Below are 24,210 nucleotides of genomic sequence, written 5' to 3'. Positions count from 1 at the left end.
CTTTTGATGAACCGTGCAAAAAATTTCGGACTCAGTACGCACAACATTTAATTATACCCATCACATTCGTAATCTCTACCGAATATATTCCACCACTGTAATAACACTATATTCTACTTTAAAACCAACGACCTAACAGCCAAAACACCATAAAAGTCAAAAACAATATACGATAATGATTCATATATCCCACTTTTCAATCTTACTCCATGTAATTGATTAAAATAACAATTCCAACAAAACTCTATGTACCTTACAAATATGCGAACCCACATTGCAGGTCAAATTCCAGTGACTACAATTCAATCATCATCAATTAACCAATAAAGTTACAATCATGGATATCCCACTAGATCTCAAACCCGATTCACAACGATTTACCGATCAAATACGAATATTCATTCGTACACGATCAATGGCCTACAATACTGAAAAACAATACATCTATTGGATAAGCTGTTTTATTAGGCATAATAATTACACCTCAAAAGAAGACATTAATGTCTTTGATATACCAGAATATCTTGAACACCTTGTTGTAAAACAAAACGTTTCACCCAACACTCAAAAAACGGCACTCAACGCTCTAGTCTTCCTATGTCGTGAGTTTTTACAGCAATCAATCGATAACTTGGATTTCAAGCGCTCCAAAAAGGCAACCAAACTCCCTACCGTTTTCACTCACAGTGAAGCAATGGCTGTTATAAATGAACTCAAACATCCAACAAAGCTTATAGCACAACTTATGTATGGCAGTGGTTTACGAATTAATGAAGCCCTACGATTAAGGGTTGATGACATTGATTTAATACATAAAACACTCACAGTACGTAGCGGAAAAGGGAATAAAGACAGAACCACGGTACTACCTGAAAGCATCATTAAAGAGCTTAAAACACAGTTAGCTTTTGTAAAACAGCAGCACCAAATGGATGCTATTAATGGAGATGATGAAGTTTACCTTCCTTTTGCTATCGCCGAAAAGTACCCTCATCGAGCTAAAAGCTATGGTTGGCAATATCTATTCCCATCAAAACAAATCAGCAAAGATCCTCGTTCAGGTAAGCGACGACGTCACCATATATTAGATAGAAGCGTACAAAAACAAGTAACAATCGCAATCAGAACAGTAGAAATAGACAAAAAAGCCAGTTGTCATACATTTAGACATAGCTTTGCGACAAGAATATTAGAACGGGGAGGAGATTTAAGAACAATACAAGAATTATTGGGCCATTCTGATATCAAAACGACCCAAATTTATACGCATGTAATTGGTTTACATTTTTCAGGAACCAAAAGCCCACTCGATTTTGATTAAGTAAGCCTCTAGAAACTACATCTCATATTGGCGATGTTTTAGTGAGTAAAAAATAGCTTTTACTGCTTTCGCCAAAAAGATCACTGCGATAATAATCAATACCTTACTAATAATAAAATCAGGTGATAAATATGAAATAATGGCAAAAAAAGCACCAATCAGCGCCGATAACATCCACTCTTTTTGCATGTTTACATTACCAATCTAGCCATTTCAATACCTGATCCTTTCACATTATCAATATTTTCAATAATAGCAGCATTAACAGATAAAATATCCGTTTCAATCTGTTCAGATAACCATACCGATTTCGCATCTAGTGTTGGCAAATTATCCCAATCACGATTAATCGCATTAGCTAAACGCACCGTTGCAGCTAATGGTGAGTAAATATTATCGACTTTTGGTTCATATTGTTCAGAAATCGCAAATACCAACTCTTCAGAGAAGCTCCAGCTTTCCGCTAATTTCGCACCAAGAACGGCACTATCTGTACCAATTGTTGTACGTTGCGCTGCTACTTTAGAGTTACCCGCTTCCATTTTTTCAAAAATAGTTGGGACTTGCTCAGACATTACTGTGTAGATCATTAAATCGCCGATATTGTGTAGCATACCCGCTGTAAAGGCAGCATTAGGGTTTACATCACAGCTTTGTGCTATCGCTTTGCTTAGGATTGCCACTTCAAACGTTTCTTGCCAAAACATTTCTAAATCAATCACTTCTACGTATGGGAAAGCACTGACAAGTGACGAAGCGATAATTAATGTTTTTAACGGCTCAAGCCCCAAACGAACAACCGCTTGTTCAACGGATGATACACTTTTACCACGTGAGAAATGTGCAGAGTTTGCTAAGCGAATAACACGAGCGCTAACGACTTGTTCCATTGAAATAGTACCCGCAAGCTCTTGAAGCTCAACATCAGGGTCATTCACAAGTTCCATCATCTCACGGATCACTTTAGGGATCTTTGGTAACTCATGCGCATGACTTAAAATTTCATTTTGTTCCATTTTTCTTCTCCACAATAACCGCTACTTTTTCTTTTTCATCACAGCAACCGTAAAGCGGCTGGTACAAACTAAGCGTTCTCGTTGATCTTTAATTTCAATTAGCCAAACTTGCGTGGTTGCACCTAAATGCACCGGTTTTGCTTTAGCGTAAACAGTGCCTTCTCGGACTGCTCGAATATGATTAGCATTAATATCCAACCCTACACAATATTTTGTTTCGTCGACACACCAGTTAGCAGCAATAGAGGCAACAGACTCAGCTAATGCAACAGAAGCTCCCCCATGTAGCATTCCTAACGGTTGATGTACCACAGAATTTACAGGCATTGACGCTGTAATGGAATCAGCATCGTAATGGCAATATTCGATATTTAATGTTTCCATCAACGTATTTCGTGATGTGGCGTTTAATATTACCAAATCCATCGGACGCTTCCAAATACTCACCATCTACCTCTAACTTGCTAACTTATCGTGTCTAAGTTCATTTTACACTCTACAAAGCAGATCAAAAACACATTTTCACTTGTTGTCTGCTTTTAGTAGCTGATAAACTTCACAAAATTTTCAATCTCTATTTTCATAGGCTTAATATGTTAAATAAAAGCATGATCACCAACCTAATATCATTACTATTGTTAGTTGTTGGTTATTATACGCAACAAAATACCCTGTACTATATTGGCCTATTTGCCTTTTCTGGTGCGCTTACTAACTGGCTTGCTATTCATATGTTATTTGAGAAAGTCCCTGGTTTGTATGGCTCTGGTGTTATTCCTGCTCGTTTTGAGGAATTTAAAGCCAGTATCAAGCAGTTAATGATGGAACAGTTTTTCACAAAATCAAATGTAGATAAATTCCTATCTAAAGAGATGGCCTCAGCGACCAATATCAATCTTGAGCCTGTGATTGAAAAAATCGACCTATCCCCTGCATTTGATTCTTTAGTTGAGGTGATCATGAACTCTCAATTTGGTGGCATGTTAGCAATGATGGGCGGCAGTGAAGCCATTCAGCCTATGCGCGAACCTTTTATTGAAAAGATGAAAGTATCAATCACTGAGATCAGCCAACAAGATCAGTTTAAGAACGCATTAAAAAATGAATTAGAAAGCCCTGAGATGATGGATGATATTCAAGTCACAATTGAAGATATCATTGATCAACGTTTGAACGAACTTACGCCAAAAATGGTAAAAGAGATGGTTCAAGATATGATTAAAAAGCACCTTGGTTGGCTTGTTGTTTGGGGGGGTATTTTTGGTGGTGTCATTGGCTTGTTATCGACATTAATCCAATAGTTTTTCTTGATAAATCAATAAAGTAATCATAAAAAATGCCAGCATCGTCAGATACTGGCATTTTTATTAAATTAGAACCCGAGAATTCGATTAATGAATTGGGGCTGCATCTTCAGCATTAAACTTACCAAAATGCGCTTCAAGGATCTCTGGCGTTAGTTCACCCGCTTCTTCAAGGCGTTTAAGCTCTGCTACAATCGCTTTTTGCTCTTCAATTGAAGGCAGTGCTACTTCTGGCTTATCTGATTCTTGCTGAACCATGTCTTGCAAATCTTTTTCAACATCACTCATAATTATTTTCTCAATTCATTAAAACAATTGGGGAGATTCTACAAGAGAACCTCACATAAGGTAAACCTTAAAGAAATGCTTATACTTTAAAAGCACCAACTAATTGATCTAATCGTTGTGAAAGTGCATTCAGCTGCTGACTTGAATCTGCCAACTCTTGTGCTGTTGCTGTGGTTAACTCATTAATACCATTAATCTCTTCGATATTCTGGTTAATGGTGTATACCACTGTAGATTGCTCTTCTGTCGCGGTTGCTACTTGGGTGTTCATGTCTGATATATCAGTGATACTTAACGCAATACCCGCTAACACTTCAGTGGCATTATCTGCCGATGAGACTCCGCGAGCCGTAACCGTATGACTGACTTCCATCGCATTTACTGCGTTTTGAGCTTCAGTTTGCAGCTGATCAATCATTTTCTGAATTTCATCGGTCGATTCTGAAGTACGACTTGCTAGCTGACGAACTTCATCGGCAACAACAGCAAATCCACGACCATGCTCACCAGCACGTGCCGCTTCAATAGCAGCATTTAATGCTAATAGGTTGGTTTGATCTGAAATACCACGGATCACATCTAAGATTGAACCAATGTCTTGTGTGGTTGCTGCCAGTTTTTCCACCACATGGCTTACTTGAACTAAATCACCTTCAAGTTGTGTAATTGCATCACGAGATTCAATCACCGTTTGACGGCCATTTTGTGTGCTTACTTCTGCCTTACTTGCTGATTGTGCTGCGCTTGCCGCATTAGAGGCTATCTCATTAATCGTTGATCCCATTTGATTAATGGCGGTGACGACTTGCAGAGTTTGATCTCGCTGCATTTCACTGTTATCACGTGTTAATGTTGCTTTGAGTGCAACATTTTCAGCAGTAGTATGTAAAACATGACCCGTTTCTACGACTTGAGATACGGTATTATGAATTTTCTCTACAAAACTATTAAAGCCTTTTGATAAATCGGCGATTTCATCATTGCCTTTGACTTCGATGCGGTGGGTTAAATCCCCCTCACCTTCACCCAATTCACGGAATCGACATGACAGATCATTAAGTTTATTGGTAATAGAACCAGCTGCCCAAATTGCCAGAGTAATAAATACCGCAATAATAACCACAATCCACATTACGATATCTTGTGTTGAGCTATGAAGGCTTTCAAACACTTCAGCAACCGGAACTTCAGCAACAATAAACCACTCCATTGAGGGAATGTAATGCGATGCAATGAAGATCTCTTGGCCATCTTTCATTATACGGCTTAAATTGAAGTTTTGTTTAGTAAGTAAAACTGAAGCTTCTTGAGAGCCAACCACATCACTAATAGATTGTTTACCCATGATGCTATCATTTTTATGGATCTTAATATCGCCATTACCATCCATTAAATAGACAAAACCGGTCTTTTCAATTTTAAAGCCATTAAGCAGCGATACCATATCATCTAGAGATTTCGATAATCCCACCAAAGATACGCCATTTAACTGCTGAAAATTCACAAACAGTTTTACTTCATCATTCTGCGTTGTAAATACACTCAACATGCGTTCAGGTCCACTTTGGGTAAAACCAAAGAACCAGCCATCTTGTTGTTGTGTAAGCTGACGTAAAAAACCGTCTTGGTTCCAATAATTCGCATTATTACGGTTAGCGACCGAAGCTCCATTCAAGTGATATTGTTGCTTTAATTGATTTAATTGCTTAATAAGAATGGTTTGATTTTCAGGAGAGGTTATTGGATCAGAAATGGCATCAATAATGAAACTACTATTGGCCATTTGCTCTGCCGCAGAAGATATCACCGCAACTTCTTTATCAACTTCACCACCAATTTGTTTAAGGATGGTAGGTAACTCAAGCGTCGTTAAACGCTCATCAAGAGTCTCGAGTGCTTTAGTTTGGGCAACAATACCCACAAGTGAAGTCGATGCAATAATAGCGATAACAATACCAGCTACAAGTTTCTGTTTTATTGTTAGATTAATCATAATTTTTCCACAGCTAAAATATACCTTTTATATAACGACCAGTAACCACGTTTCTTTAATAAATAGTTACCATTTAATTCATTCGCTAAATGGTTGAATAATCATAATTAAACCTCATATTAATAGGAACTAATGTGATTTTTATCAGTCACAAAGAAATAATTACTACGTAATCCAGAGAATGGGTGATATATGCCAGCGTTAAAAGTTCAACAATTACAAACTTATCTTGAATCTCAAGTGGTCGGTCAGCCTGCATTAGTGAAGCAGTTATTAATTGCTCTGCTTGCCGATGGGCATATTTTAGTTGAAGGTCCTCCAGGCCTTGCAAAGACTCGTGCCGTGAAGATCTTGGCTGATTCAATTGAGGGAGATTTCCATCGCATTCAATTTACTCCAGATCTCTTGCCTTCAGATTTAACCGGGACGGATATTTATCGCCAAGAGACGGGTGAGTTCACCTTCCAACCGGGACCTATCTTTAACTCCTTAGTTCTTGCGGATGAAATCAACCGTGCGCCAGCGAAAGTTCAAGCGGCCATGTTAGAAGCGATGGCTGAAAAACAGATCACGGCCGGTCGCAACACGTATCAATTACCTGAGCTTTTCTTGGTGATGGCGACACAAAACCCGATTGAACAAGAAGGGACATACCCTCTACCAGAAGCGCAACTTGACCGTTTCTTAATGCATTTGGATGTTGATTACCCAGGCGCAGAAGACGAATTGGCTATACTGCGTTTAAACCGTGGTGAAGCCCTAGGTAAGCAAGCCGAAAAACCACAGCCTTTAGCACAGAATGAGATCTTTAAAGCGCGTAAAGAAGTGCTGTCGATTTACATGGCGCCTGAGATTGAGCAATACATTATTCGTATTACTATGGCGACGCGTAAGCCTGAACAATACTGCCAAGACTTAGCGAAACAGCTAGAAATGGGCGTGAGTCCTCGTGCCACGTTAGCGCTTGATCGCTGTGCTCGTGCGCATGCATGGTTAGCCGGTCGTGATTTTGTGAGCCCTGAAGATGTGCAAGCGATGGCTTACCCTGTGTTACGTCACCGTCTGTTGTTAAGCTTCCAAGCACAAGCGGAAGGGACAACGGCAAATAAAGTGGTTGAACGATTATTACAAATGGTTGCGGCGTCTTAACGTCGTAAAGTAATTATATGAAAAAGACTACTCTATCGCTGCCACCACACAGTAATGGCGTTACCTTGTCACTTAATGAATTGGTTCACTACAAGAATCATTCATTACAGTGGCTACCGCCGTCTCAATCTGTGTGGTCAAAAATGAATGGCAGCCACCAAAGCCGACAAAAAGGCCGTGGCATGGATTTCTCAGAAGTACGTCAATACCAACCGGGCGATGATATTCGCTCGATTGATTGGCGCGTGACTGCACGTACCGGGAAACCTCACACCAAGCTCTACAGTGAAGAGCGTGAACAACCAACCATGCTGTTTATTGATGTCAGCGACACCATGCGTTTTGGCTCTCAACTGCTGTTTAAATCTGTACAAGCTGCGCATTTTGCCAGTTTATTAAGCTGGATAACGCTCACAGCAAAAGATCGCGTCGGTGGGATCATCTTTAATGGATTATCGACCTTAGATTGCAAGCCCTCTTCTCGTCAGAAAAGTGTGCTGCAATTTATGCAATCCATCATTGAGCAGCATAATACCAACCGTGATTCTGAGCCTTTGGATATCGCGCAACAAGCTAACTCATTCGCCAAAGGCTTAAGCCAGTTGCAACGTTTATGTCCTAAAGGCAGTGAGATTGTGATCATCAGTGATTTCTATGCACTAACCGATGAATGTAAGGCTATCTTCAGTCAACTGAGTAAACACAACCGTTTGCAGTTTGTGATGATTAGCGACCCGCTTGAGCAAGGTTCCACTCGCTTTAATGGCACAGAATATGTCTCTGATAACAAACGTTCAGCCTGGTTGGACTTTTCATCATCATCGACCAAAAAAGCATTAGAGCAGCAAGCCAATCTTCACAAAGCGTATGTGCAAAACATGGCGATGCAATTGGGTATTCAACTGCACTGTTTATCATCAGGTCTACCGTTATTATCGCAACTAACGTCGTCACAAGATCGATCACATCAAGATAAAGGAGCGATGTAATGTCTTTATCTTCAACCCAACAAGCACCAGCAAGCAATGTATTACCATTAGCGGACATTCATTTACCTGCCGCGCCATCGTGGGGGTTATCACTCACGGGGTATGGGCTTATCGTCTGTGTGTTATTACTGGTTATTGCCATCGTTTGGTTTATATATCGTCAACGTCAAAAAAGCGTATTAAAACGTATAGCATTACAGCCGTTATCACAATTAACACCACAGCAAACCAGTGACATTGCGCGTTTATTAAAGCAAGCCGCATTAAGTCACTTCCCTCGTGAGCGCATTGCGTCATTGCATGGGTTAGCGTGGTGGCATTTTGTTGAACAACAGCTACCAATAAAAAAACAAGCCAATGTCCATTTCTCATCTCGCGCAGAAATGCTAGAGCAAGCTTTGTATGGACAACACGCATTATCAGAAACCAATCAACAACGTTTCTATGATGATGTGCGTTATTGGCTATCTCATGCTTTACCGGTAAAAAAAGTAATAGCAACAACATCAACAAAAGGACATCAACATGCTTGAATTCGTTTGGTGGTGGGCATGGTTTTTATTACCTATTCCCTTCCTGTTTTACTTTTTTGTGCCTGAAAAAGACCTAGGTACAGCGATTCACCTTCCTCGTCTTCCAGAGCAAGGAGAATATAAGCAACCCAATAAACGCATCAATATGGGTTTATTATCTGTCGCTTGGCTGTTATTGATCGCCGCTTTAGCACGTCCGGTATGGTATGGCGATCCGGTTGATATTCAGCCAGAACACCGTGATATGATGCTAGTGGTTGATTTATCTGGCTCAATGGCCGAAGAAGATATGCAAACCGAGAATGGGGACTTTGTGGATCGCTTAACTGCGGTTAAAAAAGTCGTGTCTGATTTCATAGATGAGCGTAAAGGCGATCGTCTTGGATTAGTACTATTTGGCGATCACGCTTATCTACAAACCCCACTCACCTTTGATAGAAAAACAGTGCAAGAGCAATTAAACCGCACCGTTCTTCGCCTTGTTGGCCAAATGACCGCCATGGGAGAAGGTTTAGGGCTTGCAACCAAAACCTTTATTGAAAGCAATGCCCCGCAACGAACCATTATTCTACTCAGTGATGGCGGCAATACCGCAGGGGTGCTAGAGCCATTAGAAGCCGCACGATTAGCCAAAGACAACAATGCCAAGATTTATACGATCGGTATTGGGGCCGGCGAAATGCAAGTTCGTGGTTTCTTTGGCAAACAAACCGTCAATACCGCGCGTGATTTGGATGAAAAAACGTTAACAGAAATCGCAACCATGACGGGTGGACAATATTTCCGTGCTCGTAATGCCGATGAGTTAGCGCAGATCTACCAAACCATCGACCAACTAGAACCCATTACTCAAGCAACACAAACCTGGCGACCACATGAAGAGTGGTTCCGCTATCCGTTAATGGGCTATCTATTTTTCTTCTTTATTATTGTGGGAGTAAGAAAGCGTCATGGCTAATTTTACTTTTCTCTATCCACTGTGGTTTTTAGCTCTTATTCCTCTTGGGGTATTGGTGCTTATTCAAAGTAAAAACAAAAACACCACAGGGTTGATTGCACCGCACATTGCCAAACAATTGGGAATGACTCAAAAGACACAAGGCAATGGCTTTACCCTTAGCTTAGTTCTCGCTTGGGTTTGTGTGACTACCGCCCTCGCAGGTCCTAGTTTTGGTTATAAAGACTCACCAAGTTTTCAGCTCTCAGGGGCACGAGTGCTGGTGATGGATATGTCACGCTCAGTGTATGCGACCGATATAAAACCAAATCGTCTAACCCAAGAGAAATACAAAGCGAAAGATTTATTGCCTTATTGGAAAGAAGGCATGACGGGTTTAGTTGCTTATGGTGCCGACAGTTACTTAGTCAGTCCGTTAACTGAAGATAGCCAAACGCTCAATAACTTAATCACTAACCTATCGCCAGAGATCATGCCCTATAAAGGTAAAGGCAGTAACTTGTTAGCGGCGGTTGAGCAAAGTATTGAGATGATGAAAAAATCAGGCCATCAACAAGGTGACATCATTGTTTTGACTGATGGAATATCAAACCAACAACTTGATAAAGTGATGAGTCGCGTCAAAGGCACCAAATGGCGCATCAGTTTATTAGGCATAGGAACCAAAAATGGCGCGCCAATTGAATTGCCATCAGGTCAGTTGCTCACCGATGCTTCAGGTAAAACGGTTGTCGCTATTTTGGATTCTGATCCACTAGTGACACTGGCACAAGCTACCAATGGTGTGGCACAGCTTATTCAATCAGATAACAGTGATATTGAAACCATTGCTCGCTTAACTAAAACGCCTTTAGAGCAAGTGACACAAAACAGTGATACCCAGGTCAACAGTCGTGCTAATCATGGTTATTGGCTGCTTTTCCCATTGGTATTATTCTCACTGCTTTGTTTTAGAAAAGGAATGTTCTTAGCCTTATTGTTAGTGTTATTGCCGGTCGATAAATCCATGGCAAGTACCGACGTAACAAGCCGCTTACTTTCTGATGATTACAGCGCTCATCAACAATTTGAGCAAAAGGACTATCAAGCGGCAAGTGAGCAGTTCAAATCCAAACAATGGAAAGGGGCCGCTCAATATAAAGCTGGTGATTATAAAGGCGCGATTGAGAGCCTAACGGGTCTTAAAGATACTCAATCTCAATACAATCTTGCCAATGCCTTAGCACAAAATGGTCAATTGCAAGAGGCCAAAGAGAAGTATGAGTCTTTACTAAAAACCAATCCTGATATGAAAGATGCGAAGAAGAATCTTGATATCGTTTCCAAAGCACTCGAAGAGAAAAAAACTGAAGAGGCTTATAAGAAGGATAAAGATGGGGATACGTCACTAAAAGATGACCCTAATGGAGATAAAAAGCAACTACAAGACAACAAAGACGGCTCTGAGCAATCTTCAGATTCAAAAGACTCACCATCTCAAGATCCACAGCAGGATCAGCAGAAAAATGAATCTCAATCTGATGATGAATCACAATCTGATAAACAAGATAAGTCAGAAGCTTCTTCTCAAGAGCAGCAACAAAAAGATCAAGCTAAAAAGGAACAAGAGAAGAAAGACAAAGAGCAAGCTGCACAAGCTCGTGATGAGAAAGAGAAACAACCTAAATCAGACGAAGAAAAAGAGCGACAAGCTCAAATGCAATCACAACAAGCAAAAGCCGACAGTGACGCGATTAAAACCGATCCTCGTCTACAAAAATTAGAACAATCAGGTGCAAAAGAAGATGAACTACTGCGCGCTCTATTGTATCTCCAAGCTCAACAACAAGAAGCACCACAAGCTTCTGAAAATGAATGGTAATTTTAATGAGTATAAGACACACCAGTCCCTACTCTACTGTAAAGAGTTCGACAATGAAGGCTTCTATGAAAAAGACAGCGCTGATAAAGAAAGTGATTTTATTTACGACCTTATGCGTTAGTGGTATTTCGGCAAGTTACGCACAAGCCATTGCAACGGTCAGTAAGAATCAAATCACTGAAAACGAAGTGATTCAATTAATGGTCTCTGTCGATAAAAGCGCAGATCAAAGTAAATTTGACCCGAGCCAACTCGCGCCTGATTTTCGCAGTGGCCAAGTCAGCTTTGGTAGCTCACGCTCATTAGTGAATGGAGATTACAGCGTACAAAGCCAATGGACGGTTTCTATTGCCCCAACAAAAATGGGCACGCTAACCATTCCTAGTATGAACGTCGCTGGTGAGCAAACTAACCCAATAACGATTCGTGTGACTAAAGATGCGACCGCCCCAAAAAGCAGTGACGTAATCAAAGTCAGTGGTGAGCTAACAAAAGATGAGCTCTACCAAGGTGAAACAGCACAATTTAATGCCAAAATAGCTATCTTTGCGGATATTCGTCGCTTAAAAGATCCAAACATCATTACTCCCCAAGGAAAAGATATTGAGTTCTCTCCTATTGGTGAAAGTAAACAATACCAAACCGTAATTGATGGACTGCAAGCCACTGTGGTTGAACAAGTCTTCAGTGTTAGTGCAAATCAAGCAGGTCAATTAAGCTTTGATGGCTTAGCATTCACCGGTGGGTTAATTCAAACTGACCGTTATGGCCGTAGTACTAAATTAATTCCGCTCAACATTAGTCCTAAACAATACCAATTAACCATATTAGCAAAACCTGCTGATTTCACTGGAACTTGGTTACCGACGACGGATTTAAAACTAGGGCAACAATGGTTAATTGATGGTAAACCATTATCAAATACCACAGTAGAAGCAGGTACCGCCATTACTCGTCAAATCACCCTAATGATGGCAGATGTCCCACCAGAGAAATTACCAAAGCTTAATATTGATTATCCAAAGTCGGTGCGTATGTACGATGAGAAACCCATAATCGGTAAAGATAGCCAAGACAATAGCATGATGACCATTAAACAAGTGATCATCCCTCATGCAGATGGCACAGTGAAATTACCTGCTGTTTCTATTCAATGGTGGAACAGTAAAACACGTCAATCGGAGACAGCAACACTCGATTCACTGACCTTAACAGTGACACCAAGCACTCAAACCAATGAGCAGATGATCGATAGCCAGACAAATGATCAACCAAAAACCATAGTAAAACGTGAAGTTGATCATGGTTTTTGGCCATATACCACCCTTGCTTTTGCTCTTCTTTGGTTATTTACCGCAATTGGTTGGGCTGTTAGCCGCACAAAAGTAAAGGCAAGCAACACATCTACCAATCAAAAAAATACCGTTATAGCTAATGGCAGTAAAGCGCTTATCTCTGCTTTAAAAGTAAATAATACGATTCTTGCTCATCAGATCCTTGCAGACCACGACGAACAGTGGAATAAACAAGGTATTGACGTTGCTGTTATTAACGAGCTAATCACTCAATTAAGTCAGCAGAAATATGCAAGAGATACGAGTAATAGCTCTACAAAACAAATAATTAGCAGTATAGAAAAGAAATTATCATCGACATGTAAGTCATCAAACTCAGTCCCTGAACTTGAAAGTTTATAACGATTTTTAATTTCATTATTTTTGACTAATTTAAGGCGGAACAACACTTAGTTGCCCGCCTTTTTTCACCTTCGACTTTGCAGCTTTGTTTACCCTTAATCTTTCTGTATCCCTTATCAGCTCTCACTTCTTTATTTATGGTGCAAATTAATCTATCGCCATAAGCTTTGCTTGTTTGCGCAAACGATCCCCCTCAAATATTCACATAAAAATTCATGTATTCTCACACTATCTTCGATTTGCCATTGACATCTGAGTCAGAAAACACAATTATCAATCTATCAAATGTTCACTACCATCGCATTTGCTCATAGAGATTACCGTGATGGCAGCGAGACGGACTTTCAAAGAAGATGCTAAATAGCATGTGATCAGTAAGGGTAAGTAGTATGACAACTAAATTAGAACAACTTCGTAAACTAACAACCGTAGTAGCAGACACAGGTGATATTGAAGCAATCGCAAAATACACACCAGAAGATGCAACCACTAACCCTTCTCTAATTCTTAAAGCAGCTCAAATCGCAGAATATGCGCCACTGATTGACGCTTCAATCGCTTATGCAAAAGAGCAAAGCAACGACAAAGCACAACAAGTACAAGATACATGTGACATGCTTGCTGTTAGCATCGGTAAAGAAATCCTAAAAGTCGTTCCAGGTCGTATTTCTACAGAAGTAGACGCTTGTCTTTCTTACGACACTGAAGGCAGCATTGCAAAAGCGCGCCAACTGATCAAAATGTACAACGATGCAGGCATCACTAACGATCGCATTCTTATTAAACTGGCGTCAACGTGGGAAGGTATTCGCGCGGCTGAAGTTTTAGAAAAAGAAGGCATCAACTGTAACCTAACGCTTCTCTTCTCTTTCGCTCAAGCGCGTGCATGTGCTGAAGCTGGCGTGTTCTTAATCTCTCCTTTTGTTGGTCGCATCATGGACTGGTACAAAGCAAAAGAAGGTCGTGATTTTGAAGCCTCTGAAGATCCAGGTGTTATCTCTGTTGCTGGTATCTACAACTACTACAAAGAACACGGCTACAACACGGTAGTCATGGGCGCAAGCTTCCGCAACATTGGTGAGATCCTTGAACTTGCGGGTTGTGATCGCTTAACTATCAGCCCTGATTTACTTCAACAGCTTGAAGAAGCAACGGGTGAAGTGGTTGAAAAACTAATTGATACTAACGGTAATAAAGAGCGTCCAGCTGCAATGACTCACGCTGAGTTCTTATGGGATCACAACCAAGACGCAATGGCGGTTGAAAAACTGGCTGAAGGCATCCGTAACTTTGCGGTTGACCAAGGTAAGCTAGAAGACATGATCGCAGCTAAGCTATAAAACTAGAAACTAGAAACTAGAAACTAGAAACTAGAACGCTTCGCTACTATAAGAGCAAAAGCAATCACGTTATAAGTCACACTCTCAACGTGCGTATTTCACGCTCTTATAGTTTCTAGAAGCGAAGCGTCTATAGTTTCTAGCTCGTCACCATATTCAAATCGGGCTGAACCTCTCAGCCCTTCATTTTCAAATATTCGAGTTAACTATTATGAACCGACCATCTCTAACAAATAAGCATCTAGCTAATGCAATCCGTGCTCTAAGCATGGACGGCGTACAACAAGCAAACTCTGGCCACCCTGGCGCACCAATGGGCATGGCTGACATCGCTGAAGTGCTTTGGCGTTCACACCTAAACCATAACCCTGCTAACCCTGAGTGGGCTGATCGCGACCGTTTTATTCTTTCTAACGGTCACGGCTCTATGCTAATTTATTCTCTGCTTCACCTAGCAGGTTATGAGTTACCAATTGAAGAACTTAAAAATTTCCGTCAACTGCATTCTAAAACGCCAGGTCACCCTGAGTACGGTTATGCACCAGGTATCGAAACCACCACAGGTCCATTAGGCCAAGGCATCACCAATGCGGTTGGTATGGCAATGGCTGAAAAAGCATTAGCGGCGCAATTTAACAAAGAAGGCCACGACATCGTTGACCACTACACTTATGCATTCATGGGTGATGGTTGTCTGATGGAAGGTATCTCTCACGAAGCGTGTTCTTTAGCAGGTACATTAGGTCTTGGTAAGCTGGTTGCTTTCTGGGATGATAACGGTATCTCTATCGATGGTGAAGTGGAAGGTTGGTTCTCTGATGACACACCTAAGCGTTTTGAAGCGTACGGCTGGCACGTAATTCCTGCTGTCGATGGTCACGATGCTGATGCAATCAATGCTGCAATCGTTGCTGCTAAAGCGGATCCTCGCCCTACTCTGATCTGTACTAAAACGATCATCGGTTTTGGTTCTCCAAACAAGCAAGGCACACACGACTGTCACGGTGCTCCACTAGGTGCTGAAGAAATTAAAGCAGCGAAAGCACAATTAGGTTGGGAGCACGGCGCATTTGAAATCCCGCAAGACGTTTACGCAGAATGGGACGCAAAAGAAGCAGGCGCAGCTAAAGAAGCGTCGTGGAACCAGAAATTTGCAGCTTATGAAGCAGCATACCCAGAGCTTGCAGCCGAGTTTACTCGCCGCGTAAACGGTGATTTACCTGCTGAATGGGAAGAAAAAGCATCGGCAATCATTGCTGATCTTCAAGCGAACCCTGCAAACATCGCATCACGTAAAGCGTCTCAAAATGCACTAGAAGCGTTTGGTGCTATGCTACCTGAATTCATGGGCGGCTCTGCTGACCTTGCACCATCTAACCTAACTATGTGGTCTGGTTCTAAGTCGCTTGAAGCAAACGACTTCTCTGGTAACTACATTCACTACGGTGTGCGTGAATTTGGCATGACAGCGATCATGAACGGTATTGCTCTGCACGGTGGTTTCGTACCGTACGGCGCGACTTTCCTAATGTTTATGGAATACGCACGTAACGCAATGCGCATGGCTGCACTGATGAAAGTGCAAAACATCCAAGTCTACACGCATGACTCAATCGGTCTTGGCGAAGATGGTCCAACTCACCAACCGGTTGAGCAAATCGCTTCTCTACGTCTAACACCAAACATGAGCACATGGCGTCCATGTGACCAAGTTGAATCTGCAGTGGCTTGGAAACTAGCGATTGAGCGTCGCGATGGCCCATCAGCACTTATCTTCTCTCGTCAAAATCTTGCACAACAAGATCGTAACGCTGAGCAAGTCGCTAACATCGCTAAAGGTGGCTACATTCTTAAAGATTGTGAAGGCCAACCTGAGCTAATCTTTATCGCTACAGGCTCTGAAGTTCAGCTTGCGGTTGAAGCGGCGGCTCAACTAACAGCAGAAGGCAAAGCGGTACGTGTTGTATCAATGCCAGCAACAGATGCATTTGATAAGCAAGACGAAGCTTACCGTGAATCAGTACTTCCATCAGCAGTAACAAAACGTGTTGCTATTGAAGCGGGTATTGCTGACTTCTGGTTCAAGTACGTTGGTTTAAACGGCAAGATCATCGGTATGACCACGTTTGGCGAATCAGCACCAGCTGAACAATTATTTGAAATGTTTGGTTTCACTACTGAAAATGCAGTGAAAACAGCAAAAGAGCTATTAGCTTAATCCATAAAAAAGGACCTCATCACTACTTAGTAGAATTAAGTCCTTAAATAATAAAGCCTCGTTTATATCTAATTAAGATTTAAACGAGGCTTTTTCATTTCTAATCGTAAAAACTAATGATTAAGTCTAGTCATTAAGGGTCACATTTTTATAGCGATCACTTTCTACTGCATCATCTGGCAATATAATCGTGAGGTTAATTATTCACTTAACATTGCCATTTATATAAGTTTAACTTACTCGGGATTATTTATTCTAAATTATCACACCCTAATTAGTTTCATCATAATTAACCGTTTCATATAATTCTTTTAAGAACGTAGATTCAATGTTTATGATCCCATCAGAAAGATGAATATAATTACCTTCTGTTATATTAAGTAATATATTCTTTCTAATAAATTCACTTTCTTTTGACTCTTTATTTTGAAAGTGAAAATGTTGTACTTTCTCATAAACCATTTCGGAGATCTGTTCGATTTGCTCTTGTGTTAAGCAAACACGAGACATACCAACCTCTGGCCTACAATCTTGTGTTAACACTTCTAATCGTAATTTTTCAGTAAAGAGCTTATCGAGTTTAGAACCTTCAAAGAAGGTGTAATATGGCGGGGTTAAAAAACTCGGCACACCATCAGATCGAAGCTCTAACAAACCCATTATTTCTAAAGCTCTCAGATAGATATAGACACTTTGTTCAGTTAGGTTATTTTCTTGTGCAACGTCATCAACAGCTCGTCCTTTTACATGTATCTCATAGAAAAAGTCATACAAATAGGGATGATTAAAGAAAACTTCATCCAATACCTCTGTTCTTGTTCCTTCTTCTCTATTATGGATATCTCGCGCAATTTGAGAGAGTTCTTCAATATTGGTATTTAATACGGTTGCATACTCCATTAATTTATCAATACCAATCGAGTTGCTGTGAAAATGACGTTTCAATGTTGAGATAGGCACATTAACCTTTAATGATAATTCATTATAAGTTAGATCATTTTCTTTTAATTTAATTCGCAATGCATTTAATAATAAGCTTGCACAAAATCCCATAACTACTTCCTTGCTGTTATTTAACGACTAAAATTAACATTACTTCATCTTGTTTAAATTTACCAGTTCAGTTTCATTTTTTGACGTTTATGAACTCAAAATATAGACCTAAACCTTGATATTAATATAAGCAATTGCAGGGTTACGTCATAAAAGGTTACAAATATGTTACACCGTCAAGTTTATGACGGACTAATAATAACATCAACCTTTGCTCATAGAAGAGCGTTTTAATTTACACGGAAGTCATTTATGCAGACAAGCACAACGAGAAAATTACTGCTATCTCGCTTCATCGGCTGCACTCTTGTGCTAGTCCATCAAGTGTCAGCCGAAGAGACTAAAAACAAAGGCGCTGAAGTCACACCAGAAACAGAAGAATCTACAAGCTCATGGGGTGGTTCCTTGTCCCTTGGATACGACAGTAACTTTTTTCAAGCCTCTGATCACCGCTCAAGCAGAGCGTTGTCACTTCACGGCTCGTTACATTTTAGCTTTTGGGAGAGTTACTCGCTTTATGCCAGCAGTGGCGGCTATCAAACCCTGCAAGGCGCTGAAGGTTTTTACTCAACAGATACTGTTGTTGGCTTATCAAGCTCATCATTATTAACTTTTGGAGAAAGCGGTAATGTGTCTATTAGCGGCCAGTTCTCGATACCAACCTCTCAATCTTCACAAGATAACTTTTTAAATACGGCTTTTCGAGTTCAAACACCGATTTCATTCAAACTTGCTGATATCGGCATAACTGTCGCACCAAGAATACGCAAAAATTTTCATCAATACACAACGTCACCCAGTGGAAATATCAATGTTTCATGGGCTTTAGGTCTATTACTTGCCGCAAATTACACCTATGGAGATGCCTTCTTCTCAGCATCTGCACTGGGCGGCACCTCAATTAACTATAACGGACGTTGGGCTGATGGCTACAGTTACGGGGGCAGTCTAACTACAGGATATAACTTGCGTGATGATTTATCTCTGTCTCTCACACTGGCCTCTTCTGGTGTATATACCGACGCCGCACAAGGAACACTAGGCAGCTTTGATATTTTTGATGAAGCCAAAGCAACCTACTCTTTAGGACTGACTTACTCCTTTTAAGGAAGAAAAAAATAATAACAGGATGTGAACATTATGATATTTAGAAAACTTTCATTAGCCGCGGCCGTTACCGCAGCTCTGACTGGTTGTGCACCAGAAGAGCAAGAGTACGATGCATTAGAAAAAGACGTAACCGAAGTTCAAGTTCAAGATCTTCGTCTTGATGGACGCTGGTTTTATGCGCCGACGACGGGGGCTGCACCTCGCTTTGCCGTCACTCAATTTCCTTTTTTACAAGGCATGGGCCGTTATGTTGAACTTTGTTTTTCTGACGAAGGTCTAGAAGTTCGTGGGTATGACAATAACAACCCAGATCTTTTATTACCTAAAGATAAGAATGGCTACTGTTTACCACAAGATCAAAATAACATTGGTTCTGATGATCAAGTTAACTTCCCTCATGTGATGACAATCCCTGGCAGTTATGCAAAGTATCAATGTCGAGAAGACAGTTACGGTGATTGTACTAACACGGAAGAGAAAGATTCAGATCCAAACCTTGGTAACACCACTTTTAGAAACAATACCCACTTTACGCCAAGACCTGAATCAACACTAGTTAGTGACTTAAACTGGGATGAGTTATATGGAACCAAAGACGGCTTAACACCTCAAGGTTCACCAGAAGTGATCTCGTGGGAGTTTGACCCTAAAAAAGGCGTATTAAACTTCGAACTTGAACAAACATTTAAGATTAATTTTTCTAAATTATCACGCTACATGGATTGGTCTGCGATGGAAGAAGAGATGGCAAAAGGGTCATTCAAGTCTCGCTTCTATTACTCTCTTGTTCATGAAAGTCACTTAGCGTCTGAAGATTATACTCCTATTGTTTACCCTGGTGGAGATGATAATGATTTTGGTTTCTTTACAACAACAACATTAAAACTCGATCCTATTACCAATCAATACAACGATATAACCTATCTAAATCGCTTTAATCCATCAAAAGGCAGCATCGACTATTACCTTTCTGATAATTTCTTTGAAGATAAAAACAAGATCTATCTTGATGCTACCATTGAAACCATTAATAAAATGAACTTAACACTGAATGTGCTTGAGCCTAATAGTGGAAAGCCACACATTAAGATTGTTAATAAAACAGAGGGCATGGGTATTCATGCAGGTGATTTGCGTTATAACGTGATCAACCTTGTTGATGAGCCTCTTGATAATGGCTTATTAGGTTACGGTCCGTCGATTGCTAACCCAAGAACCGGTGAAATTATTAAAGCACACGTAAACCAATACTCGGGCGTAGCTCGTACTGGGTCATCATACTACTGGAATAATTTAGTCCGCTTATACAACAACAAACAGTTAGCGAATGTGGATTATTTTGTGCCTGCAGAAAAACCCGTCGTCCCTGATGAAACACCAGCAGAAGAAGAAGCAGCCGCTGAAAATCAGCAAGTTCAACAAGCAATGAATAATCAAATCATTAGACAACTTGAGGCCGATCGAATTGTAAATGAAGATCCTTATGGCTCTCAACTAGCTCAATACATTGAACCAACTCAGGACAATTATTCTCTTCCTCCTATTCAACTTAATCACCTTAATCCGGTTGATGATCACTCTAGTTTTGAAGACGTCGCCAAAGCAAACATGCAACGACTTCAACTTTGGTCAGAAAATAGCGTATACCCTATTGAAGCAATGTGGATTTCAGCCACGCAAAAAACCATGCTTGAAAACCTGAATTTGTCAGACGCCTATTTCACCGACGTTTATGATGGTGATCATCTACAAGCCAAAGTATTGAAAAAATGGAAGCAACTATCGCCTGAGCTACAAAGAAAAGCCGCAGATATGCTTACTATCACCACTTATACTAATACCTTAGTGCACGAAATTGGCCATAACCTTGGCTTACGTCATAACTTCAAAGGCTCTAACGATTCGAATAACTATTTATCACCAGCACAAGCTGAAGCATTAGGCATCAATGGTATTCCAGCATATAGCTCAACAATGGATTACGCACCAAGCATGTTTGATGAGATCCCTACGTGGGGACTTTATGATGTCGCAGCATTTAAATTTGCTTACGGCCGTAAGGTAGATGTCATCGATTTTTCATCATCACCGCAAGTAGATAAACCAGAAGATCTTATTGAGCAAGCACCTGAGTTCATTGCACCGGATGATCGAGAATTAACAGAAGAAGAACAAGCACAATTAAGTGCATGGGAAAAAACTCAAGCAATCCTTGCTGAATACGAGACATGGGATAATTATTTAGCCATTCACAATGCACAAACAACACAGTATAGGAGCTATCAAAACTTTGCCTCTAGTGGCGTTGTATCTCATCTAAATACTGGTAACCCTTATATAACATGTACCGAAGTTAAATCGCTTGGGGATATCAATAGCGATGGTTCTAATATGTCTAAATATACTTGTGATTTAAGTAAATTTGACCAACTGGCATTACAAGAGCATCAAGCGGACGCGGTTAAATATGGTGTTATGCATTATTTTAAGCAAGTTAAAGATCAAAATGTGAATAGTCAATTTGAACGTATTGAGTTTGACTTCTGTACCGATGGAAATGTAAGCCTAAATAGTGACTGCAACCGTTTTGATGAAGGCACCAACTTAGAAGAAATCGTTCTTTATAAATGGCAGCGTTACCTTGATAACTATGAAAATACAAACGCTGGGATCTTAAGCGACTCAGGATTAACAACCGGTAATTATGTTCGTTATATTCAAAGTCGTTTTTCATTCATGAACGAAATTCGAGAAGTCATCGAAGATACTGAGCTTCAAGATAACTTTTTTTCTAAGCTAGGCTATACAAGGCCAACCGATAAACCCCTTGATTTTTTTAGTTTCATTACTGAATCAGATTGTCGAATTGGTAAGAAAAACGATTTATGGTATTGTGAATACGGAAATGCCGCAAAACAAGCCGCAAGCTTCTTTTTAAGTGTATTAAAAACACCAGAGCATCAATGCATTATCGAAACAAAAGAGAGCATAGATCCTGACGCCGCAGTCATCGAGAGTCAACTTGTTTCCTTTGGTGATTATTTATCATTAAAATTAAGACGCTACATCCCTGAAGATTATGATATTTCTTCAGCCTCTTGTTTTGATGATGTCATTCAAGAAGCAATCGCAAGAGTAAATAATGACCGCGATACAGGAAACTTCACGCAAGCAACACTGGAGACCAAAGGTGGCAAATTTTTAAACTCGGTAAGTAGCTTTTCTCCAGATAATAACTACTCTAACTCAGTATCAACATTAGGTATTTGGCCTGATAAAGCTTTATCTTCATACTTCTTAGCCCGTCGTTATACTTTACGCTACACTGATGAGCCAAGCTTTGCTGCACTAATGGATTGGCCCGGAGTTAAGCAAGAGTTTGATAATATAATGGAGCACTTGGTTGCAGGCACCCCACTTGCTTCACCCGTTGAAATGATCAACAGCAAAGGTGAAACAATCATTCCAGAGATACCAGTAAGCCTTCACTTTACTGATAAATTGGAAGCTTTACCTCCTATGCCATGTGGTATTACTGATTTTTTAAATATATCGTGTACTGCTCGTGCAGACATACCTTCGATGCTGATCGCAATGGCAGCAAAAAACATTCATTCTACCGATTATGATGTTCGTGAACGTTCACTCAACCAATTTAACAGTTGGGTAAAAGAGACAGACAACTATTATCTACCAGATGAGAATATAACCTTCGTATTAAACAATAAAAAATACGCAGCGACTCAAGAAAATACGCTTGCTTGGAAATACGCTCATCAACTAGATGCACTTTCACCAAGTGAGTTAACTACAACTTTTGCTGCATACACAAGGGCTGAATTACAAACGGTTCTTAATTCATGGGATAAATTCCTAAATATGACGCCTGCATATCAAACTGTTATTTCATTTAAAAATCATGAATTAATTCGTTCAATTTCAAGCGAAGTAAAACCAGTTGTAGATCAACTGCATGCATGGGGTTTCGACACATTAACAAATGACGCGCTAAACTATGGTATTAATAGCGTACTTGGTAAATTAATCGAAAATGGCGTTCTAACTCAGTTAGAGAATGGGGATTTGAAAGAAGAAGCAACAGGCAAGGAATATCCTATTAATGACATTGTTAATATAACGGCTTACCTTCAACTTATTTACCATAGAGACCTTGATAATTTTGATTTAATTAAAACTGTTGCCCAAAATTATCAAGAGCAAATAGAGTCAGCGGTAGAGCCTAGAGAAATCACTTTATGGGAGCAAGATCCTTTATTAATAAAAGCCTACTTAGATAATGATTTTCGCGTAATTGACCGTAATTATCAAAAAATCAAAGAGACGCTAAATAGATTGCCTACCGCAGTGATACGCCACTAGGCACTTCTCACACAAACAAAAGCCAGCATAATCGCTGGCTTTTCTTCATCTCAAACATTAAGAATCTAAAGGATAGTAATTACATCTTCAAATGCCTTACGAGAGTTAGGCAAAAACAATGATGGTTAATCTGCCATTGTTACCCTATTCCTACCATTTTCTTTAGATAAATATAACGCTGAATCAGCAAGTTTATAGGCTTCAGAAAACGACACATCGGTATCAACAATACCACCAATCGACACTGTGATTGCTACCTTTCTAACGAGTTCTTTTTCAATCTCAGCTCTGATATTTTCAGCTTTAATTTCTAACTGCTCATAACTTAACGATTTAAATGCAATTAAAAACTCTTCACCACCCCACCTTATTGCAACGTCTTTTCTGCTAATAGTATTTAATATACGTTCAGCAACCTCTTTAATAACATCATCGCCTTTTTTATGCCCATACGTATCATTAATCCGTTTAAAATTATCGATATCGATAATCAATAGAGCATGCGTTCTCATTCTTCTTAGCCGTTTTTCATAAAAGTCACGGCGATAAAAACCCGTCATACGATCAAACTGCAATAAATATTTACGTCGAATGTAATTCATGCGTAAAAAGAAAAAGCTTAATGAAAATAATATGGATGGAATAAAGATTTCTTTAATCACATCAACGATACCAATTCCTAGGGTGATCTCATCTTGATCAGAACAAGGTAAATGCATTGATTTCTGATAACTATTGCTACCTTGCCAATTAATAACCGTGTTGTATTCCTTGTTAAATTCAGTCACTTTGTCGTAAAACAAAGAAGCTTTAATATCAACGACAAGTAATGAATCTAAATGCTTTTTATTGTAGATAGGATAGAACATTGAACGGATAAGTTCGCGGGTTTCATCTTCTTCGTACTTACCTGTTAGTTTTAAATTACATCCATAAAACGATTGATACGTAGCTCTAAGACTTTCTTTATCAACAATATGTTCAATTATATCTTTAGTCC

The 24,210-nt window shown here is 40.0% G+C and carries 19 protein-coding genes; 12 read left to right on the top strand and 7 right to left on the bottom strand.

Annotation, left to right across the window (positions count from 1 at the left end):
* The first annotated feature begins 337 nt into the window (after positions 1-337).
* Positions 338-1,321 carry an integron integrase gene (locus PVK62_RS16215; protein ID WP_274442534.1) on the top strand — a complete coding sequence of 328 codons (984 nt, stop codon included), beginning with the start codon at positions 338-340 and terminating at the stop codon, positions 1,319-1,321.
* A gap of 15 nt (positions 1,322-1,336) precedes the next feature.
* Here the strand turns inward: PVK62_RS16215 and PVK62_RS16210 are convergent, their stop codons facing one another.
* Genes PVK62_RS16210 through PVK62_RS16200 form a run of 3 tightly spaced genes read right to left on the bottom strand, consistent with a single transcriptional unit; the run spans position 1,337 to position 2,784 of the window.
* Positions 1,337-1,510, bottom strand: coding sequence for a hypothetical protein (locus PVK62_RS16210; protein WP_274442535.1), 174 nt, complete (start codon positions 1,508-1,510; stop codon positions 1,337-1,339).
* Positions 1,511-1,512: 2 nt separating this feature from the next.
* Positions 1,513-2,337 (bottom strand): HDOD domain-containing protein, encoded by an 825-nt coding sequence (locus PVK62_RS16205; protein ID WP_274442536.1) that lies wholly within the window; start codon positions 2,335-2,337, stop codon positions 1,513-1,515.
* Positions 2,338-2,358: 21 nt separating this feature from the next.
* A complete protein-coding gene (locus tag PVK62_RS16200; protein WP_274442537.1) occupies positions 2,359-2,784 on the bottom strand; it encodes a hotdog fold thioesterase in 426 nt (141 codons plus the stop codon).
* 146 nt (positions 2,785-2,930) lie between these two features.
* Here PVK62_RS16200 and PVK62_RS16195 point away from each other — a divergent pair, with 146 nt between their 5' ends.
* Positions 2,931-3,638 carry a DUF445 domain-containing protein gene (locus tag PVK62_RS16195; RefSeq protein WP_274442538.1) on the top strand — a complete coding sequence of 236 codons (708 nt, stop codon included), beginning with the start codon at positions 2,931-2,933 and terminating at the stop codon, positions 3,636-3,638.
* Between the two features lie 90 nt (positions 3,639-3,728).
* Here the strand turns inward: PVK62_RS16195 and PVK62_RS16190 are convergent, their stop codons facing one another.
* Complete coding sequence (locus PVK62_RS16190) at positions 3,729-3,929, bottom strand: restriction endonuclease subunit S (RefSeq protein WP_274442539.1); 201 nt, start codon at positions 3,927-3,929, stop codon at positions 3,729-3,731.
* Positions 3,930-4,008: 79 nt separating this feature from the next.
* Positions 4,009-5,922, bottom strand: a complete 1,914-nt coding sequence (locus PVK62_RS16185; protein WP_274442540.1) for a methyl-accepting chemotaxis protein — start codon at positions 5,920-5,922, stop codon at positions 4,009-4,011.
* Positions 5,923-6,114: 192 nt separating this feature from the next.
* Here PVK62_RS16185 and PVK62_RS16180 point away from each other — a divergent pair, with 192 nt between their 5' ends.
* From PVK62_RS16180 to tkt, 8 genes are all read left to right on the top strand, one after another.
* A complete protein-coding gene (locus tag PVK62_RS16180) occupies positions 6,115-7,071 on the top strand; it encodes an AAA family ATPase (RefSeq protein ID WP_274442541.1) in 957 nt (318 codons plus the stop codon).
* A 17-nt stretch (positions 7,072-7,088) separates the two neighbouring features.
* On the top strand, positions 7,089-8,060 hold the full coding sequence (locus tag PVK62_RS16175; protein ID WP_274442542.1) for a DUF58 domain-containing protein: 972 nt from the start codon (positions 7,089-7,091) through the stop codon (positions 8,058-8,060).
* A complete protein-coding gene (locus tag PVK62_RS16170) occupies positions 8,060-8,593 on the top strand; it encodes a DUF4381 domain-containing protein (RefSeq protein ID WP_274442543.1) in 534 nt (177 codons plus the stop codon). Before PVK62_RS16175 ends, PVK62_RS16170 begins: the two co-directional genes overlap by 1 nt.
* Positions 8,586-9,551 carry a vWA domain-containing protein gene (locus tag PVK62_RS16165; RefSeq protein WP_274442544.1) on the top strand — a complete coding sequence of 322 codons (966 nt, stop codon included), beginning with the start codon at positions 8,586-8,588 and terminating at the stop codon, positions 9,549-9,551. Before PVK62_RS16170 ends, PVK62_RS16165 begins: the two co-directional genes overlap by 8 nt.
* Positions 9,544-11,412, top strand: coding sequence for a vWA domain-containing protein (locus PVK62_RS16160; RefSeq protein WP_274442545.1), 1,869 nt, complete (start codon positions 9,544-9,546; stop codon positions 11,410-11,412). Before PVK62_RS16165 ends, PVK62_RS16160 begins: the two co-directional genes overlap by 8 nt.
* A gap of 65 nt (positions 11,413-11,477) precedes the next feature.
* Entirely contained in the window at positions 11,478-13,109 is a 1,632-nt protein-coding gene (locus PVK62_RS16155; protein WP_274442546.1) for a BatD family protein, read from the top strand.
* 389 nt (positions 13,110-13,498) lie between these two features.
* A complete protein-coding gene (tal, locus tag PVK62_RS16150) occupies positions 13,499-14,449 on the top strand; it encodes a transaldolase (RefSeq protein ID WP_274442547.1) in 951 nt (316 codons plus the stop codon).
* 211 nt (positions 14,450-14,660) lie between these two features.
* Positions 14,661-16,667 (top strand): transketolase, encoded by a 2,007-nt coding sequence (tkt, locus tag PVK62_RS16145; RefSeq protein ID WP_274442548.1) that lies wholly within the window; start codon positions 14,661-14,663, stop codon positions 16,665-16,667.
* A gap of 270 nt (positions 16,668-16,937) precedes the next feature.
* Here the strand turns inward: tkt and PVK62_RS16140 are convergent, their stop codons facing one another.
* Positions 16,938-17,720, bottom strand: a complete 783-nt coding sequence (locus PVK62_RS16140; RefSeq protein WP_274442549.1) for an XRE family transcriptional regulator — start codon at positions 17,718-17,720, stop codon at positions 16,938-16,940.
* Positions 17,721-17,972: 252 nt separating this feature from the next.
* Between PVK62_RS16140 and PVK62_RS16135 the strand changes: the two genes are divergently transcribed.
* Both PVK62_RS16135 and PVK62_RS16130 read left to right on the top strand, forming a co-directional pair.
* Positions 17,973-18,827 carry a hypothetical protein gene (locus tag PVK62_RS16135; protein ID WP_274442550.1) on the top strand — a complete coding sequence of 285 codons (855 nt, stop codon included), beginning with the start codon at positions 17,973-17,975 and terminating at the stop codon, positions 18,825-18,827.
* Between the two features lie 33 nt (positions 18,828-18,860).
* The gene (locus PVK62_RS16130) at positions 18,861-23,210 is read left to right on the top strand and encodes a zinc-dependent metalloprotease (RefSeq protein ID WP_274442551.1); all 4,350 of its coding nucleotides are present in this window, start codon (positions 18,861-18,863) and stop codon (positions 23,208-23,210) included.
* Positions 23,211-23,335: 125 nt separating this feature from the next.
* On the opposite strand, the gene PVK62_RS16125 is transcribed toward PVK62_RS16130, so the two are convergent.
* Positions 23,336-24,210, bottom strand: an 875-nt coding sequence (locus PVK62_RS16125) for a GGDEF domain-containing protein (RefSeq protein ID WP_274449487.1), incomplete at its 5' end; no start/stop codon positions are given.

Source organism: Aliivibrio sp. S3MY1 (assembly GCF_028765575.1).
GTDB lineage: Bacteria > Pseudomonadota > Gammaproteobacteria > Enterobacterales > Vibrionaceae > Aliivibrio.
This window is presented reverse-complemented; position numbering and strand designations above follow the sequence as displayed.

Excerpts from the sequence above, each read along its gene's own strand:
- PVK62_RS16215 (WP_274442534.1), top strand. The coding sequence starts at position 338 with ATGGATATCCCACTAGATCTCAAACCCGATTCACAACGATTTACCGAT.
- PVK62_RS16210 (WP_274442535.1), bottom strand. The coding sequence starts at position 1,510 with ATGCAAAAAGAGTGGATGTTATCGGCGCTGATTGGTGCTTTTTTTGCC.
- PVK62_RS16205 (WP_274442536.1), bottom strand. The coding sequence starts at position 2,337 with ATGGAACAAAATGAAATTTTAAGTCATGCGCATGAGTTACCAAAGATC.
- PVK62_RS16195 (WP_274442538.1), top strand. The coding sequence starts at position 2,931 with ATGTTAAATAAAAGCATGATCACCAACCTAATATCATTACTATTGTTA.
- PVK62_RS16190 (WP_274442539.1), bottom strand. The coding sequence starts at position 3,929 with ATGAGTGATGTTGAAAAAGATTTGCAAGACATGGTTCAGCAAGAATCA.
- PVK62_RS16185 (WP_274442540.1), bottom strand. The coding sequence starts at position 5,922 with ATGATTAATCTAACAATAAAACAGAAACTTGTAGCTGGTATTGTTATC.
- PVK62_RS16180 (WP_274442541.1), top strand. The coding sequence starts at position 6,115 with ATGCCAGCGTTAAAAGTTCAACAATTACAAACTTATCTTGAATCTCAA.
- PVK62_RS16175 (WP_274442542.1), top strand. The coding sequence starts at position 7,089 with ATGAAAAAGACTACTCTATCGCTGCCACCACACAGTAATGGCGTTACC.
- PVK62_RS16170 (WP_274442543.1), top strand. The coding sequence starts at position 8,060 with ATGTCTTTATCTTCAACCCAACAAGCACCAGCAAGCAATGTATTACCA.
- PVK62_RS16165 (WP_274442544.1), top strand. The coding sequence starts at position 8,586 with ATGCTTGAATTCGTTTGGTGGTGGGCATGGTTTTTATTACCTATTCCC.
- PVK62_RS16160 (WP_274442545.1), top strand. The coding sequence starts at position 9,544 with ATGGCTAATTTTACTTTTCTCTATCCACTGTGGTTTTTAGCTCTTATT.
- PVK62_RS16155 (WP_274442546.1), top strand. The coding sequence starts at position 11,478 with ATGAAAAAGACAGCGCTGATAAAGAAAGTGATTTTATTTACGACCTTA.
- tal (WP_274442547.1), top strand. The coding sequence starts at position 13,499 with ATGACAACTAAATTAGAACAACTTCGTAAACTAACAACCGTAGTAGCA.
- tkt (WP_274442548.1), top strand. The coding sequence starts at position 14,661 with ATGAACCGACCATCTCTAACAAATAAGCATCTAGCTAATGCAATCCGT.
- PVK62_RS16140 (WP_274442549.1), bottom strand. The coding sequence starts at position 17,720 with ATGGGATTTTGTGCAAGCTTATTATTAAATGCATTGCGAATTAAATTA.
- PVK62_RS16135 (WP_274442550.1), top strand. The coding sequence starts at position 17,973 with ATGCAGACAAGCACAACGAGAAAATTACTGCTATCTCGCTTCATCGGC.
- PVK62_RS16130 (WP_274442551.1), top strand. The coding sequence starts at position 18,861 with ATGATATTTAGAAAACTTTCATTAGCCGCGGCCGTTACCGCAGCTCTG.